The sequence below is a fragment of the Cognataquiflexum rubidum genome (assembly GCF_022538115.1).
GTDB classification, from domain to species: Bacteria; Bacteroidota; Bacteroidia; order Cytophagales; family Cyclobacteriaceae; genus Cognataquiflexum; species Cognataquiflexum rubidum.
Genome location: NZ_JAKZAL010000018.1, coordinates 98733 through 114107, shown reverse-complemented (window position 1 = coordinate 114107; position 15375 = coordinate 98733). Strand labels below are relative to the sequence as shown.

Annotated in this window: 9 protein-coding genes; 2 read left to right on the top strand and 7 right to left on the bottom strand. The window is 41.8% G+C overall.

Features of this window, described 5'->3' with window-relative positions; genetic code table 11:
• Nucleotides 1-324: 324 nt before the first annotated feature.
• A complete protein-coding gene (locus MMU05_RS17620) occupies nt 325-3615 on the top strand; it encodes a S41 family peptidase (RefSeq protein WP_241142991.1) in 3291 nt (1096 codons plus the stop codon).
• Nucleotides 3616-3794: 179 nt separating this feature from the next.
• On the opposite strand, the gene MMU05_RS17615 is transcribed toward MMU05_RS17620, so the two are convergent.
• Nucleotides 3795-5939 (bottom strand): ATP-binding protein, encoded by a 2145-nt coding sequence (locus MMU05_RS17615; protein WP_241142993.1) that lies wholly within the window; start codon nt 5937-5939, stop codon nt 3795-3797.
• 50 nt (nt 5940-5989) lie between these two features.
• On the bottom strand, nt 5990-8173 hold the full coding sequence (locus tag MMU05_RS17610; protein WP_241142990.1) for a tetratricopeptide repeat-containing sensor histidine kinase: 2184 nt from the start codon (nt 8171-8173) through the stop codon (nt 5990-5992).
• Nucleotides 8174-8300: 127 nt separating this feature from the next.
• Between MMU05_RS17610 and MMU05_RS17605 the strand changes: the two genes are divergently transcribed.
• Nucleotides 8301-8561, top strand: a complete 261-nt coding sequence (locus MMU05_RS17605) for a hypothetical protein (RefSeq protein WP_241142989.1) — start codon at nt 8301-8303, stop codon at nt 8559-8561.
• 141 nt (nt 8562-8702) lie between these two features.
• Here the strand turns inward: MMU05_RS17605 and MMU05_RS17600 are convergent, their stop codons facing one another.
• The 5 genes from MMU05_RS17600 to MMU05_RS17580 form a co-directional block, all read right to left on the bottom strand.
• Nucleotides 8703-8903, bottom strand: coding sequence for an ATP-binding protein (locus MMU05_RS17600; protein ID WP_241142988.1), 201 nt, complete (start codon nt 8901-8903; stop codon nt 8703-8705).
• 16 nt (nt 8904-8919) lie between these two features.
• The gene (locus tag MMU05_RS17595) at nt 8920-9966 is read right to left on the bottom strand and encodes a PDDEXK nuclease domain-containing protein (protein ID WP_241142987.1); all 1047 of its coding nucleotides are present in this window, start codon (nt 9964-9966) and stop codon (nt 8920-8922) included.
• A 10-nt stretch (nt 9967-9976) separates the two neighbouring features.
• Entirely contained in the window at nt 9977-12064 is a 2088-nt protein-coding gene (locus MMU05_RS17590; RefSeq protein WP_241142986.1) for an ATP-binding protein, read from the bottom strand.
• A 5-nt stretch (nt 12065-12069) separates the two neighbouring features.
• Complete coding sequence (locus MMU05_RS17585; protein WP_241142985.1) at nt 12070-13224, bottom strand: ATP-binding protein; 1155 nt, start codon at nt 13222-13224, stop codon at nt 12070-12072.
• A 76-nt stretch (nt 13225-13300) separates the two neighbouring features.
• On the bottom strand, nt 13301-15373 hold the full coding sequence (locus tag MMU05_RS17580; protein ID WP_241142984.1) for an ATP-binding protein: 2073 nt from the start codon (nt 15371-15373) through the stop codon (nt 13301-13303).
• Nucleotides 15374-15375 lie beyond the last annotated feature (2 nt).

The window sequence follows — 15375 nt, the reverse complement described above, 5'->3', positions numbered from 1 at the left end:
GCCTACTTTAAATTGGTAAAAAATATGAAATCAATCCCCACCTAAAGTGTTGATTATCTTAAATATAAGGAAGATTGATTAAAAATTCATTCCCTTTACAAAATTTAGAATTGACCCACTCTTCCATGAGACTTCACTCCTGTACCAGCCGGTTTTAATCCATCGCAAAGTCTTTGATGAATCCGCATGATGTGATAAAACAATTGCTAAAGCTTTATACCTATTTTTTGGTCTTTTTGATTAATTTGCTTCGATCAATACTATAAATTTTAGATATAATATCGTTGAAAGTTTATGCGTATTGGTTCACTAAACTCTTGATTTATGACTAAAAAATACGCCCTCTACTTCCTATTCTTTCTGATTATCGTCCATAATTCTTTTGCACAACAAGCAAGGGCTTATCTGATGCATCCGGACATCAACGGCAACCAATTGGTTTTTGTAGCCGAAGGTGACATTTGGAAAACCACACTTTCCGGCGGTGAAGCTGTCAGGTTGACCACACATCCAGGTGATGAGAGCTTCCCCAAAATTTCCCCAGATGGGAAATGGGTAGCTTATGCCGCGACCTATGAAGGACCTACTGAAGTTTACCTGATTCCTATTTCGGGAGGTTTGCCAAAAAGATTGACCTATGAACCTGCAGCTTCAATCCCTACAGATTGGAAGTCTCCAACCGAATTGGCTTATTTGACCAACCAATATTCCACTTTGCCAAGACTCAATACTGTTTTGTTGAATATTGAAACCGGAACCAAAGAAATTTTGCCGCTTGATATGGCTGCCGAGGGGAGCTTTAACGAATCTGGTGACACTTACTATTTTGTCAGGCCTACTTTTCACAACAATGTCACCAAACGCTACGAAGGGGGAACTGCCAGACAAGTTTGGAAATACACTACCGGGCAAGCGGAAGCGGTAAAACTTACCAAAGATTACAAGGGTGAAGACCACCACCCTATCCATCATGGCGGCAGGGTTTACTTTATTTCATCCCGGGATGGAATCCAAAATGTCTGGTCCATGGACGAAAATGCATCAGATCTAAGGCAGCACAGCAAGCAGTCAAGCTACGATGTCAGGGAAGCTTCCCTTCATTCCAACAACTTGGTGTACCGATCAGGCGCTGATCTCTACCACCACGATCTTGCGAGCGGGCAGGAAAAAAAGCTCCCAATCAGCCTCACCTCAGATTTTGATCAGTTGCGGGAATATTGGATCGATAATCCGGCAAGTTATGTGACGCATATTTCCCTAAGCAATGATGGTGAAAAAGTAGCTTTGACAGCCCGAGGAAGGGTTTTTGTATTTCCCTCAAAACAAGGAAGGTCGCTCCGACTCAGTCAAAAAGATGGCGTGCGGTACAGGGATGCGGTTTTTTCAAGTGATGGCAAAGATATTTTTGCATTTTCGGATGAAAGTGGAGAATTTGAAATCCACCAATATTCCGGTTTGGGATTGGATCAGGGTAAACAGCTGACAAAAGACGGCAATACGCTGAGATTTGGCCTTATGCCCTCTCCTGACGGAAAAAAACTAGCTTACCATGACCTCAACAATGACCTATGGATCCATGACTTGACATCTGGCAAAAAGACGAAAGTTACTGCCAGCGATGAAAGTATTCAAGGAGCGAAGGTATGGTCACCGGACAGCAAATGGCTAGCTTTTGGGCAGGCAGCTTCCAATACTTTCATGCAGCTTTTTATTTTCAATTCGGAAACCGGAAAGCGGATTCCGCTGACCTCTGACCGTACCAATAGCATGAATCCACAATGGAGTGCTGATGGCAATTGGATCTATTTCCTCTCTGACAGGAATTTTGAATCAAGGATCGGTTCACCATGGGGTACCAGACAACCTGAGCCGTTTTGGGAAAAGCAGATTAAGATTTATCAGGTAGGTCTGAAAAAGGGATTGGTTTCCCCTTTCCAACCCAAAAATGAACTGAAAGCTGTAGAGGAGAAAAAAGGCAATGGCCTTGTAACTGTTACCATTGATGAAGAGGGGTTGATGGAAAGGGTGAGAGAAGTGCCCGTTCCTGCGGGAAATTATAAAAACCTGGTCGTGACTGACAAAGCGCTATACTATCACCGGGTAGGTTCCGGAATGGGTGTTTACTACGGAGGCGGAGCGTCCAATGAAGACAATCCGGCTTTGATGATGACACCCATAGATGAAAAAACAGAACAAAAAGTTTTTGCCGACAAAGTCAACAGCTTTGTCACTTCTTCGAACAACAAATACGCTGTCTTGAGGATTGGTTCCAATCACTATGTGGTAGAACTGGGAACATCTCCTATTTCTGATCTTTCCAAGAGCCAGCTGAATCTTAGCGGATGGAAGTTTTCTGTAGATCCGAGAGAGGATTGGAAGCAGATCTATACCGATGCCTGGAGGATGGAGCGGGATTATTTTTATGACAAAAATATGCATGGGGTAGATTGGGATGCGATGTATCAAAAATACCTTCCACTTGTGGACCGTGTCACAACCCGACGGGAGCTTTCCGATGTCATGGGTGAGCTTATTGGGGAACTGAGTGTACTCCATACATCAGTAGGCGGAGGTGACCTGAGAAGCGGAGACGATCAGATCCAATTTGGAATGTTGGGTGGCAGGTTTTCGAAAAATGAAAAGCTGAAAGGCTATAGTATAGACCACATTTTCCTAAGTGATCCCGACTATCCAAACGAGATGTCGCCGCTTTCCCATCCTGATCTGAATATCACAAAAGGCGATGTCATCACTCATATTGATGGAGTTGCGGTAATAGATTCACCAGATCTGATGTATTTATTGAGAGATAAGGCAAATAAACAAGTACGTATCAAGATCCTCAGCAGTGCAGGTGCAGACAAAGGCGACAGGATAATAATGCCAATGACAGCTTCAGCCGAATCTAATCTCCGCTACAATGAATGGGAATACAGCCGCAGGTTGATGGCAGAAGAAAAATCTGATGGAGACATAGGCTATGTTCACCTTCGTGCGATGACAGCCGGCGATATCAGCCAATGGTACAGGGATTTTTATCCTCAGTTCAAAAAGTCAGGCTTGGTAATCGATGTGAGACAAAACCGTGGGGGAAATATTGATTCTTTCATCCTGGAGAAATTAATGAGGGAAGTGTTTTTTTATTGGAAAAGCCGGACCGGTGAACCGTATTACAACATGCCCTACGCCTTCAGAGGCCATTTGGTATTATTGGTGGATGAGTTTACGGCTTCAGATGGCGAGGCTTTTGCCGAAGGATTCCGAAGATTGGATTTGGGTAAATCCATAGGCGCCCGAACTTGGGGCGGGGAAGTGTGGCTTTCCGGAGTCAATACCTTGACGGACAACGGGGTAGCGCGTGCCCCGATGAATGGCGTCTATGGGGAAAAATTAGTCGGTGGAGAAACCGACCAAGGCGTAGAATGGCTGATAGAGGGAATTGGGTTCATTCCTGATATAGAAGTCATCAACCTGCCAAAAGCTACCTTTGATGGCGGAGATGCTCAATTGGATGCAGCGATTGAGCATCTAAAAGCACTGATCAAATCCGATCCAAGACCTGTACCGGCCCCACCGGCTTATCCGGACAAAAGTTTCAAGAATGGAAAGCAATGATATGCTGCTGTCCGAAATGAAAACGCGCATGCTATAAATAAAATACAAAGGAGAAAGTTCTTGGGGGACTTTCTCCTTTTATTAACTTACCTGATAAAAGATTTGATAGGCCGAGGTTGGAAGTAGCCTCATTTTTTTATTTGCTCCATGCCTATTATTAATCCAAAGACATATTTCTTTTATGATTGAGTTGGAAGGAGAATGATAAAGCTTGTTCCCTTCCCTTCTTCCGATTCCACCTTAATCTCTCCCCCATGTGCCTTTACAATATCATAGCTCAATGACAAGCCCAATCCTGTCCCCTGCCCGGTTGGCTTGGTGGTGAAGAAAGGCTGGAAGATTTTGTCTTTGATGGCGTCAGGGATGCCGGGGCCGTTGTCAGAAACTCTTATTTCTAGATTGTCTCCATTCTTCATCGTTGAGACCTTCACTAGAGGCTTTAATTCTGAATTATGATCCCGATAGCTATCGGGAAAGAATTCTGAATTGGTAAACGCTTGAAAAGCATTGTTGATGATATTCAACAGCACCCTTCCGATTTCCTGTGGGACCACATTGATTTTGGGAAGATTTGGATCGAAGTCGGTTACAAAGTCAGCGTTGAATGACTTATCCTTTGCACGCATGCCATGGTAGGACAGTCTCAAATATTCGTCCGCCAAGGCATTGATATCAGTGGGCACTTTCTCTCCCGAACTTGTTCTGCTGTGCTCGAGCATCCCCTTCACTATCGCATCCGCCCTTTTCCCGTGGTGGTTGATTTTTTCGAGATTTTGCTTGATATCATTTGCGATGAATTTAGCCTCATCAATATCTCCTTTATCCAGCTCTTGATTCATTTCGTCTAAAAGTTCGCTACTGACTTCCGAAAAATTATTGACAAAATTCAACGGATTCTGAATTTCATGCGCGATGCCGGCTGTAAGTTCACCCAAAGAAGCCATTTTTTCGGACTGGATTAGTTGTGCCTGGGTGGATTTGAGGTCTTCGAGAGATTGATTCAATGCTGCCGTCCTCTCGGCGACCTTTTGCTCCAAGGTTTCATTTTGGGACTCGAGCAACTTCCTTTTTTCTTCCGCCTGTCTTTGGTTCTTTTCTGAAAGGAACTTTACCTCTCGAAGTTTTCTGGATAAGGCCTTACTCAAAAACGAATATTCCAGAGCAAGATAAATGGAAATGGTGACGGGTAAAACTACAAAAGCTAGGAAATAGTAAATATGGCCCCAAAAGAAATAGTCTCCCTGAGGAATAATTCGGGCTGCAGCCAAAATGAATAATAAATAAAACACAAAGGAAGCTGTTGACCCTCCTAAAATCAATGCTGCCCCCCGTTTTCTGTTCTTTACACCAATTAGGCAAATTCTTAAAAATTCTAAAGTTAAAAGCAAGAAGGGTATCGAAACCAAGAGGGAACCATACTGATAAAAATATTGGCTACCAATAACTATTAGGCCAATAGCTCCAAAGAAAATGAATACGTACTTGGTCCTTTTAATTTCCAAAATCTTTTGAATCGCGAGGTAGTAAAAAACATAACCGCTATAAAAAAAGAGTAAAATAAAGTAAAACCTTATGTACTGGACCTCAACTGAATCGGTCCAGTTTGAATTGATAGCTCCGGAAAAGAAATATAGAAAAAGGAAAATTGAAAAATACAGATTTGCTTTTTTGCTCCGATTGCTCAAAAACAGGGCAAAGTGCAATAAGAATAGAATGAAGAAAAGTCCATTATTAAACATCTCCAACTTGGAGTTATCGCTGTTCTTGACAAATAATGACCCCTGATAGGCATCAAAAACCCGAACTGTCAGGGCTGTGGTAAAATCCGCAGCCCAAGTGGCATACGGCATGTTTTTTTGAACCCCAATCCTTACCGCCAAGGTATGGACTTGACCGGGCCTTAATGGCAAATTCAGAAGCTCATCAGCAAAGATTCGCCTTGCCTTCACGTCTGCTGGATCTTCGCCAATGTGTCCCGCCCGATGTATAAGTTGCCCGTCCAGATAGAATTCCGTGGCGGTAGACTGCTGTACCTGCATGACGATAGACTGAAGGGCCAATGCGCTGTCCAATTTGAGCTTGATCCGTAACCATCCCCTCCCTGCATCCCATAGCGGTGAGACATCCCTAACATCAGGAGTAGGATCGAGCATCTCCCATGTGTCATCAGGAAAATCAGGTAAGGCCCAATCAGGGTTGTCTCCTGCTTTGAATTTCCAACCCTGATCCAAGAGAATTCCAAACTCAGGTATTCCTTTAATTTCAACGACTTGGTCAGAATAACGCTGCGCATTACAGATCAGTGGGATCAAAAAAATTGTCATCAAAAAAAGTATGGCTTTCCTCATTCTCACGAATTAAACTGTTGACTCATTTAAAGATATGGAAGATTGATTAAAAATTCAGTCCCTTCACCAAAAATAGAATTGACTTTCAACTCCCCTCCATGCGCCTTTACAATATCATAGCTCAAACTCAAGCCCAATCCCGTTCCCTGTCCGGTCGGCTTGGTGGTGAAGAAAGGTTGGAAGATTTTGTCTTTGATGGCGTCAGGGATGCCGGGGCCATTGTCAGAAACTCTTATTTCTAGATTGTCTCCATTCTTCATCGTTGAGACCTTCACTAGAGGCTTTAATTCTGAATTATGATCCCGATCCCTATCGGGAATGAATTCTGAATTGCTAAACGCCTGAAAAGCATTGTTGATGATATTGATGAAAACCCTGGACAAGTCTTGGGGAACGACATTGGCTTTCGGTAAACCGGGATCAAGCTCTGTTCGAAAGTCAACCTTAAAATTTTTATCTTTTGCCAAAAATCCGTGGTATGATAGACGCAGACATTCACTTGTCAGGGCATTGATGTCTGTCAAAATTTTCTCTCCTTTTCCTGTCCTGCTGTGTTCCAGCATACCTTTGACAATTGCGTCTGCCCGCTTGCCATGCTGGTGGATCCGCTCCAGATTCTGAAGGACGTCTCCAAGTATTTCACTCACCAATGATTCATCTCTCACCTCGTCGCTCTTGGCCCGTTCCTCTTCGATCTCAGCAATCATATCCTTGCTCACTTCGCTGAAATTATTCACAAAATTGAGCGGATTCTGAATCTCATGGGCTATGCCTGCGGTGAGTTCTCCAAGGCTGGCCATTTTTTCGGATTGTATAAGCTGCAATTGGGTTGACCTCAGTTGGTCAAGTGCGTTTTCAAGTTTTTCGTTTTTACTTTCAATTTCAACGTTTTTTTCCTTCAGGACCAAGAATGCTTTGTTCAGTTTATTTCTATTTCTGTAGACAATAAAAAGAATGATCAAGAAAGTAAACAAGCCAATAAATGCTGAAAAAACCAGCCACCACTGACGAAGGCTTGCTTTTTCAAATTCCAGAGTCTTTTTCGAAAATTCATATTCTGCTTCTAAAGTGGCGGCTAAGCGTTGACCGCGGGCATTATTGATGCTGTCATTATACTGTTTGAATAGTTTATAATTAGCCAAAGCCTCCTCAAAATCACCTTGCCTTTCATTGATTTTGGCCAACAGTTCATGAGCATTTCGCTGTTGCATGGCCTGCTTCATTTTATTGGCCTGCTCCAATCCTTCATTGGCATAGAGGCGCGCTTCCTGGTAGTTTCCTTTGCCATAATACAATTCCGCCAATCCCACCAAGGAGTGTGAATAAGGAACGCCATAGCCTTTTTCCTTTGCGATGGCAATGGATTGACGATATAGATTTTCTGCTTTATCGGTACTGTCCAAGGCCACATATATATCCGCCAAGGTCCGTGCGGTCATCTCTATAAATTCAGGACTTTGCAAAGCCAATGCCGAAGCATGGCCTACTTTGAGATGATCAAGGGCTTCCAAGGGTTTGTTTTGCTTGAGTTCTACATCGCCGAGATTGTTATAAGCGAGAATCATTCTCCCCTGATTTCCCATTTTCTGGTAAATAACCAGCATCTCCTGATATTTGGTTTTGGCTTCCTCTAACTTGCCCTGCTCAAAATAGATCATGGCAATGTTGTTCAATGCCGCAGCCTCTACATTTAAATTTCCAGTTTGCTCAGCACCTTTGATCGCTTCAAAAAAATTACCCAAAGCCTCTGCATAATTGCCAAGATTAAAATAGACCAATCCGATATTATTCAATATCCCCGGAATCAACCTGTCATCAGGCATGTCTTGGGCAATGGCGAGGGATCTTTTGTAATAATCAATGGAAGCAGCAAATTCCCCTTTATTCTGTAGTGCATTTCCGTATATTTTCAGGGCATCCGATTCGCCCTTTTTGTAATCGGCTTTTTGACACATCTCAATCTGTTTGTCAAGGAAGACAAAAGCACTGTCGGGATTACTTTCAGCAAGCATAAAACCAAGGTCATTGGCTTTGTTGAGGTAAAGTGTATCATTGGCATATCCATGTTTTTGGGAAAGTTTCTCAAGCTCAGCTTTCAGGTTTTCGATGGTCTGAGCCTGAACAAGAGATACAGGCAAGAAAAAAAAGCACACCATAAAAAGTGCCAACCGACAAAGTATACTTCCATGTGGTCTATACAAGGCTTTCATGAATAGATTATAGTTTTTGATTGACAATTGTATAAGGGGCGAATTTGATTTCAATGTAATAAAATTTGGAATTTTAACTTTAAAAACTACCTTTAATACATATAATTTGCACTTTAATCTCAAAATCATGAAAAGAAACTCTTTTGCGACCGGAAATACCTTTTTATTATTTTTCAGCATTGAATTGGATTCAATTGTGAAAATGGATGCCTCCTCACCTGACGACGAGGATAATTTAGTGCCCTCAGGCGACGACGACGGACAAAACTCTTCAGATAATCTTGACCAAACAAATGATGATTTGATCCAGCGGATCGTAGACCCTGCAAGAACCCAAGCGGTAGATCCTGCCAGAACAAGAGTGGATCCTGCGCGAACAAGAAGGTAATCCTGTAATTTCTTTCTTCAAGAAATTTCCCAGACCCTGAGCTTGGTATGTTCTGCATACCAAGCTCAGGGTTTTTCTTTTCATGGCTGCAATATCTCTTTCTTGTTTTTTTCATCCTGATTTAATTAATCCCAAACTCCATTACAAAGGCAAAATGATGGTGAATTCTGTAAATGTTTTTCCTGCAGGTAGACCTTCTCCAGAATTAGTCTCCACCTTCAATTCCCCACCATGCGCCTTTACAATATCATAACTCAAAGAGAGTCCAAGTCCCGTCCCCTGCCCGGTTGTCCCGATAGCTTGGGATGGTGGTGTAGAAGGGTTTAAAGATTTTTCTGCCAAGTTTCATAAGTGTATTTTAATCTGGTATTTCAATATCGCCTTCCTCACTTCGAAGTGTGTTATTTACAAGTGCAATCAAATCAGCCTTATCCGGCAAATACAATTGATATTTGCTCACAAACAATTGGCTGCTCATGCCGTAAGTGGCATATTCGATTAATAGTTCATCTTTGTGTTTGGTGAGGATGATGCCTATTGGTGGGTTGTCGCCTTCGGTATTTTCTTCATTGGAAAAATAGCCCAAATAAAGATTCATTTGGCCGATATCACCATGTTGCACTTCATTTATTTTAAGATCAAATAATACAAAACAGCGGAGAATACGGTGGTAAAACACCAGGTCAACCCGGTAGTGTTTGTTGTTGATGGTCATCCGGTACTGCCTGCCTACATATGTAAAACCTTTGCCAAGTTCCAATAAAAACTGTTGAAGGTTGTTATACAATAGATTTTCCAGTTCTTGCTCAGATGGGAGTTGTTCTTCAGGAATTTTGAGAAACTCAAATACATAAGGGTCTCTTAAATAATCACTAGGCCTATTGATTTGCTGACCCCCGGCCGAAAGGTTCAAAATTTCTGTTTTGTTTTTGCTTAGTGCCAGTCTTTGGAAAAGTGCGGTATCTTTTTGTCTTTTTAATTGTGGCACCGACCATTTTTCTACGATGCTTTGGTTTTCATAGAATTTCCTCTCCAAATCATCATTGATCTTTAACAACTCCACAAAGTGCGACCAGCTCAATTGGTGAGAAGGCTTCTGACTTATTGGGTAACGAAGGTATAAAAGCCTCATATACACAATATTACTTCTGCTAAAACCCTTTCCGTGTAACAACGAAAGGTCTTTTGCCAAATTGCTGATAAGTGCCTTTCCGTACTCGGCTCGCACATTTCCACCTTGCTCAAACTCAACAATGTGCTGCCCGATTTGCCAATAGGTTTCGAGCAATTGAATGTTTACAGCTTGCGTTGCCCTTACCTGACCATATTTGTAGGTGTCAGAAATCTTTACCAACAAATTCTGATACTCCGGTAGTGGTCCATTTTTAGAAATTACTTCTTCCATAAAAGGTATTTTATGAATTAGCTATTGATAAGAAAATACTAAATGTTGAACCTTCACCCTCCTTCGTCTCCACCTTCAATTCCCCACCATGCGCTTTGACAATATCATAACTCAAAGAGAGTCCAAGACCCGTCCCCTGCCCTGTAGGTTTGGTGGTAAAGAAGGGTTGGAAGATTTTGTCTTTGATAGCGTAGGGAATGCCGGGGCCGTTATCCGAAACTTTTATTTCTATTTTGTTGCCGATGTTCTTTGTAGAGACTTTTACTTGGGGCTTTAATTCAGAATTATTATCCCGATAGCTATCGGGACTGAATTCTGAATTACCACAAGCGTAAAAAGCATTGTTGATCAGGTTCAATAAAACCCGCCCAATGTCAGATGCCACTATGTTAACCTTTGGCAGGTTGGGATCAAAGTCTGTGGCAAAGTCAGCTGTGAAGCTTTTGTCCTTCGCCCTCAATCCATGATATGAGAGACGCAGGTATTCATCGGCTAAGGCATTGAGATCCGTTGGCGCTTTTTCTCCTTTGCCTGCCCTACTATGCTCGAGCATGCCTTTCACGATGGCATCAGCCCGCTTGCCGTGGTGGTTGATCTTTTCCAGGTTTTGGATTACATCACCGATTATTTCATCTTCCACGGATTCGTTCCTCTCACTTTTTACCTTTAACCTCTCACTCTTTAATTCTTCCAACAGTTCCGTACTCACTTCCGAAAAATTATTGACGAAGTTTAACGGGTTTTGTATCTCATGGGCGATGCCGGCGGTGAGTTCGCCTAGGCTGGCCATTTTTTCTGATTGGATGAGTTGGGCCTGGGTGGATTTGAGGTTTTCGAGTGAAACTTGCAAATGCTGCCGTTGGTCGTTGATTTCGTCTTTTTGACTTTGGAGCAGCGCATTTGCCTTTAGCTTTTGTCGGTTGTTGCGGTAAAGAATAAAACCGATGATTAATAGAACAGCAAGTACTGCAAGAAAACTATAGGTCCTGATTTTTGATTGTGTTTCTATTTGCTGCTTTTCCAATTCCCGCAAACGAGTGGCTTCGCTTAGTAACAAACTCTGAAAATTGGCCAGGTTCTTGTATTTTTCTTTATTCCACGCATCTCTTGTAGTGAGGGTAAGCCCTTGGTATTTAAAAGCACTATCTGGTTGATTGTTGAGCAAATACGCTTTGTATAAGTCCTCGTAAACTCTTCCGTCTCTAAACCATTTCGTATTTATCAATCCTGGCTCAGCACCTACTTCGTATGCTTTTTTGGCATAGTAAAGGGAAGAATCTTTACCCCCACTATTCTGATGCATCGAGGACAGGTAGCTATATACCAGTAACAACATTTGCCTGTTAGTTGCCTTATATTCGGTAGCAACTTGCAGTGCTTTATAGAGGTATTCTCTCCCCAATTCGTCATTTTTCGCCTTAAAGTTCTTACGTGCCAGAGTCAAGATAGGCATGCTCTTCCATTCACTATTAATCTGGCCTAAAAACTTCACGGACTTCTGTGCATATACTTCCACAGAGTCAAGCTGGTCTATATCATAGAACTGTCTTGCAATTGCAGCCGAAGCAAGGGCTATTCTAAAATAATTTTTGGTTAATGACCCTATCCTTGCAGCTTCTCTATAATGAAAAATTGCCTGTTCTGTATTGCCTGTTTCATCCATTAAACCCCCATATAACTGATGGGACCTATCCAAACTTGTCATTCTAAATTCAGCAGGCGTACTAATGCCCAAAGCATACGCATCTTTTTCGGAAGCGGGGTTTTGTAAAATTTCTAATGCTTGTAATAAACTTTTCAGTACTGCTGCATATTCTCCTTTTTGCGTTAATGCGTATGCCTGATTAGTCAAAAAATTTCCTTCGTGCAACGACTGCTTATTTTTTCGGGCAATAGACAAACCCTTCGACGCATAAGTTAGCACAGAGTCATAATTTGATGCCTGATAGTAACTTGCAATCCCAGCAATTGAGCTTAACCTGATGGAGTCGTGGGCAGCAGTATGGAGTGCATTCCTTAGGCTGTCAATTTTTGTTTCTTGGGCAAAACCAACACTACCAATAAGTGCAAGAAAGAGAGTAAGTGTTAGTTTTTTCATGGGTTTTAAAGATTAATGACCTCATTATAAGGTAAAATACTCATTTTTTCATTCAACAGCTCGTTTCTATCTCCTCCGTGTAGCAATATCGTTTGACTGTTTGGTTGAAGCTTTTGCCAATATTTCAAGCTGCGCAACATACTATCTTCCACTTTTTTACTTGATTTTATTTCAATGGCAATGGGTTCGCCCTCTCTTTCCAAAATCAAGTCTATTTCATTGCCAGCACTATCTCTAAAATAGTACATCCCTTCGTTTTGGGCCTGGTTAAAGTTATTTTTTCGTATTTCCGAAATCGCCCAATTTTCAAAAATGGCTCCGTAGGTAGTGTTTTTTTGTAAACTTGCTTCGGTTTTGATACCCAACAAAAAGCACAACAAACCTGTATCATAAAAATACAGTTTAGGGCTTTTCACAATCCTTTTATTCAAATTGTTATACCAAGGCTGCAACAGAAATAGGATGTAGGAGTTTTCTAACAAGCCCAACCAGGCCAAAATCGTCTTGGTATCTACACCCGTTTTCTTTGCCAAATCGTCTCGGTTGAGTATTTGCCCGGCATAATTGGCACATAAATAAATAAAGCGGGTGAAAGCCGCCAAGTTGGTGATGTTGCGTAATAGCCGTACATCACGCTGCACGTAGGTTTGTATATAGCTATTCATCCAGGTGTTTGGCATGAGTTTTTCGTTCCAAATTTCGGGATAACCGCCTGTGAGTATGAGTTTGTCTATGTTGTTATCGGTCAATTTTGCCTCAATCAACTCGGCATAACTTAGCGGCAAAAGCGATAAATATCCAGCCCTTCCAGCGAGTGACTGCGAAACTTGCTCTTGTAATAAAAAATTATTTGAGCCAGTCAGAATGAACTGTCCACGCTTGGGGTTGTTGTCTAAAATTTCTTGTAAATACCTAAAAATGTGCGGTACTCGCTGCACTTCATCAAAAACGGCACCGTTCCGATACTGTTTTAAAAATGCCTCGGGGCTTTGTTCTGCCTCAAACTGCACGGTAGGATTTTCAAAATTCACATAAGGCTTATCTTTAAACAAGGCTTTGCTCAAAGTCGTTTTGCCACTTTGTCGGGGCCCAGTAAGGCACAAAGCCCTAAATTGAGTGAGGGCTTGATGTGCTTCTGGCAGTATTTGTCTGTTTATCATATCAATTCCATTTTTACAAATATAAGTAATTTATGGAATTGAATTCCATTTTTACAAATTACTGCAAAAATGGAATTTATGAAATCGGTAGTTTTAAAATAAACTCACTTCCCTCTCCCTCTTTCGTCTCCACCTTCAATTCCCCACCATGCGCTTTGACAATATCATAACTCAAAGAGAGTCCAAGTCCCGTCCCCTGCCCTGTAGGTTTGGTGGTGAAGAAGGGCTGGAAGATTTTGTCTTTGATGGCGTCGGGGATGCCGGGGCCGTTGTCGCTTATTGTTATTTCGATTTTATCTCCAAGGTTTTTGGTGGTGACTTTCACTAGGGGGCTAAGACCTTCCAGGTTTCTTTTGTCGTCGCCTACAAAACCTGGAAGGTCTTTCCCGATGCAAGCCTGAAAAGCATTGTTGATGATATTCAACAGCACCCTTCCGATTTCTTGTGGGACCAAGTTGATATTGGGAAGAGTTGGATCGAAGTCAGTTACAAAGTCCGCATTGAAGGACTTGTCCTTCGCCCTCATGCCATGGTAGGACAGTCTCAAATATTCTTCAGCCAAAGCATTGATGTCAGTGGGCACTTTATCTCCTGAACTCGTTCTGCTATGCTCGAGCATTCCCTTCACAATTGCATCTGCCCGCTTTCCATGGTGGTTGATTTTATCGAGATTTTGCTTGATATCGTTTGCGATGAATTTAGCCTCATAAATGTCTCCTTTTTCAAGCTCTTCATTCATTTCGTCTAAAAGTTCGCTGCTGACTTCTGAAAAATTATTCACAAAATTCAGTGGATTCTGGATCTCATGGGCGATGCCGGCGGTGAGTTCACCTAGCGAAGCCATTTTTTCCGACTGGATAAGTTGGGCCTGGGTTGATTTGAGGTTTTCGAGGGAAACTTGCAACTGTTGCCGTTGGTCGTTGATTTCGTCTTTTTGTCGTTGGAGCAGCGCATTTGCCTTTCTCTTTTGCCGATTATTTCGGTAAAGCAATAACCCAATGATAAGAAATACACCCAGTACAACTAATAAGCTATAGTTCCTTAGTTTGTTTTTGGCTTCAATCTTTTCCTGTTCCAGTTGCTGCAACCGTTCTTGTTCTTTAAAAGCTTCATTTTGAAAAGCTACGAGATTTGTTACCTTATCTTCAAGTGACTTTTCTGTTGCCTGTAAAGCAAGACCCTTGTAGATGTATGCACTGTCAATATTGCCGTTGAGTTCAAAACTTTTATACAAATTAGAATAAGCTGGGCCCATGTCATTCCACCCTGCCAATTTTTTAACTGACAACTGCTTTCTGGCATAGTATAAACTTGAATCTTTACTTCTTTCGTCCTGGTATAAAGAAGACAAAAATCCATAAGTAACGGCCAGATTGGTTTGATTGTTACGTTTTAGGTACCAGTAACTGGCAAGATGCCAGTTCTCCACAGCCTTTTTTGTGTCTCCTTTCTTCTGGTAAATCTGGCCAATCCTTCTATATGCTGAGCCCGCATTGCCCTTCATCCCATTCTTTTGAAATAGTGCCAATGCAGCTTGCTCGAAAAGAAGAGCAGAATCCAGTTTGCCTAACCCAATATATAATCCTCCAAGGTTCACATTTACATTTGCCAACAATTCATCATTGCCAGCTTCTTCAGCAATTCTCTTCGATTCCTTATAGTGAAACATGGTTTGAGCGGTATCTTGCATGGCATTCATAAGAAAAGCCAAATTCAAATGTAATTGTGCCAAGATATTTAACCTGTTTTCCTTGAAGTCAACATCTTCAGGCAGTTCAAAAATTTTATTTTCGTTGGCAGGGTTTTCTGCAATCTTTACACCACGCAATAAGCATTGAAGCGCCTCTCCATATCGGCCGATGTGGAATAATTGATAACCCTTCCCAGATAATGCACTTGCAACATTCAGTGTCTTATTATTTTTTTCAGCAAAGGGCATGGCCATTTCGAAATAATGAAGTGCAGAGTCCCTGTTGTTCTCAAGATAAGCAAATGCAATACTCCTGGCAATCTTAAAGCGTGAAGCGTCAGTGGATGCGATGCGTAAAGCATGCCGCAAGCTATCTTTTTGTTGTTGAGAGGTTTGTTCTTGAGCTTCCGCAAAAAAAGGGAGCAAAAGCAAAAACGATATTTTTATGAATGATTTCATTA

Coding starts and splice junctions, on each gene's coding strand:
- MMU05_RS17585 (WP_241142985.1), bottom strand. CDS start 13,224: ATGATAAACAGACAAATACTGCCAGAAGCACATCAAGCCCTCACTCAA.
- MMU05_RS17615 (WP_241142993.1), bottom strand. CDS start 5,939: ATGACAATTTTTTTGATCCCACTGATCTGTAATGCGCAGCGTTATTCT.
- MMU05_RS17610 (WP_241142990.1), bottom strand. CDS start 8,173: ATGAAAGCCTTGTATAGACCACATGGAAGTATACTTTGTCGGTTGGCA.
- MMU05_RS17620 (WP_241142991.1), top strand. CDS start 325: ATGACTAAAAAATACGCCCTCTACTTCCTATTCTTTCTGATTATCGTC.
- MMU05_RS17605 (WP_241142989.1), top strand. CDS start 8,301: ATGAAAAGAAACTCTTTTGCGACCGGAAATACCTTTTTATTATTTTTC.
- MMU05_RS17580 (WP_241142984.1), bottom strand. CDS start 15,373: ATGAAATCATTCATAAAAATATCGTTTTTGCTTTTGCTCCCTTTTTTT.
- MMU05_RS17590 (WP_241142986.1), bottom strand. CDS start 12,064: ATGAAAAAACTAACACTTACTCTCTTTCTTGCACTTATTGGTAGTGTT.
- MMU05_RS17595 (WP_241142987.1), bottom strand. CDS start 9,966: ATGGAAGAAGTAATTTCTAAAAATGGACCACTACCGGAGTATCAGAAT.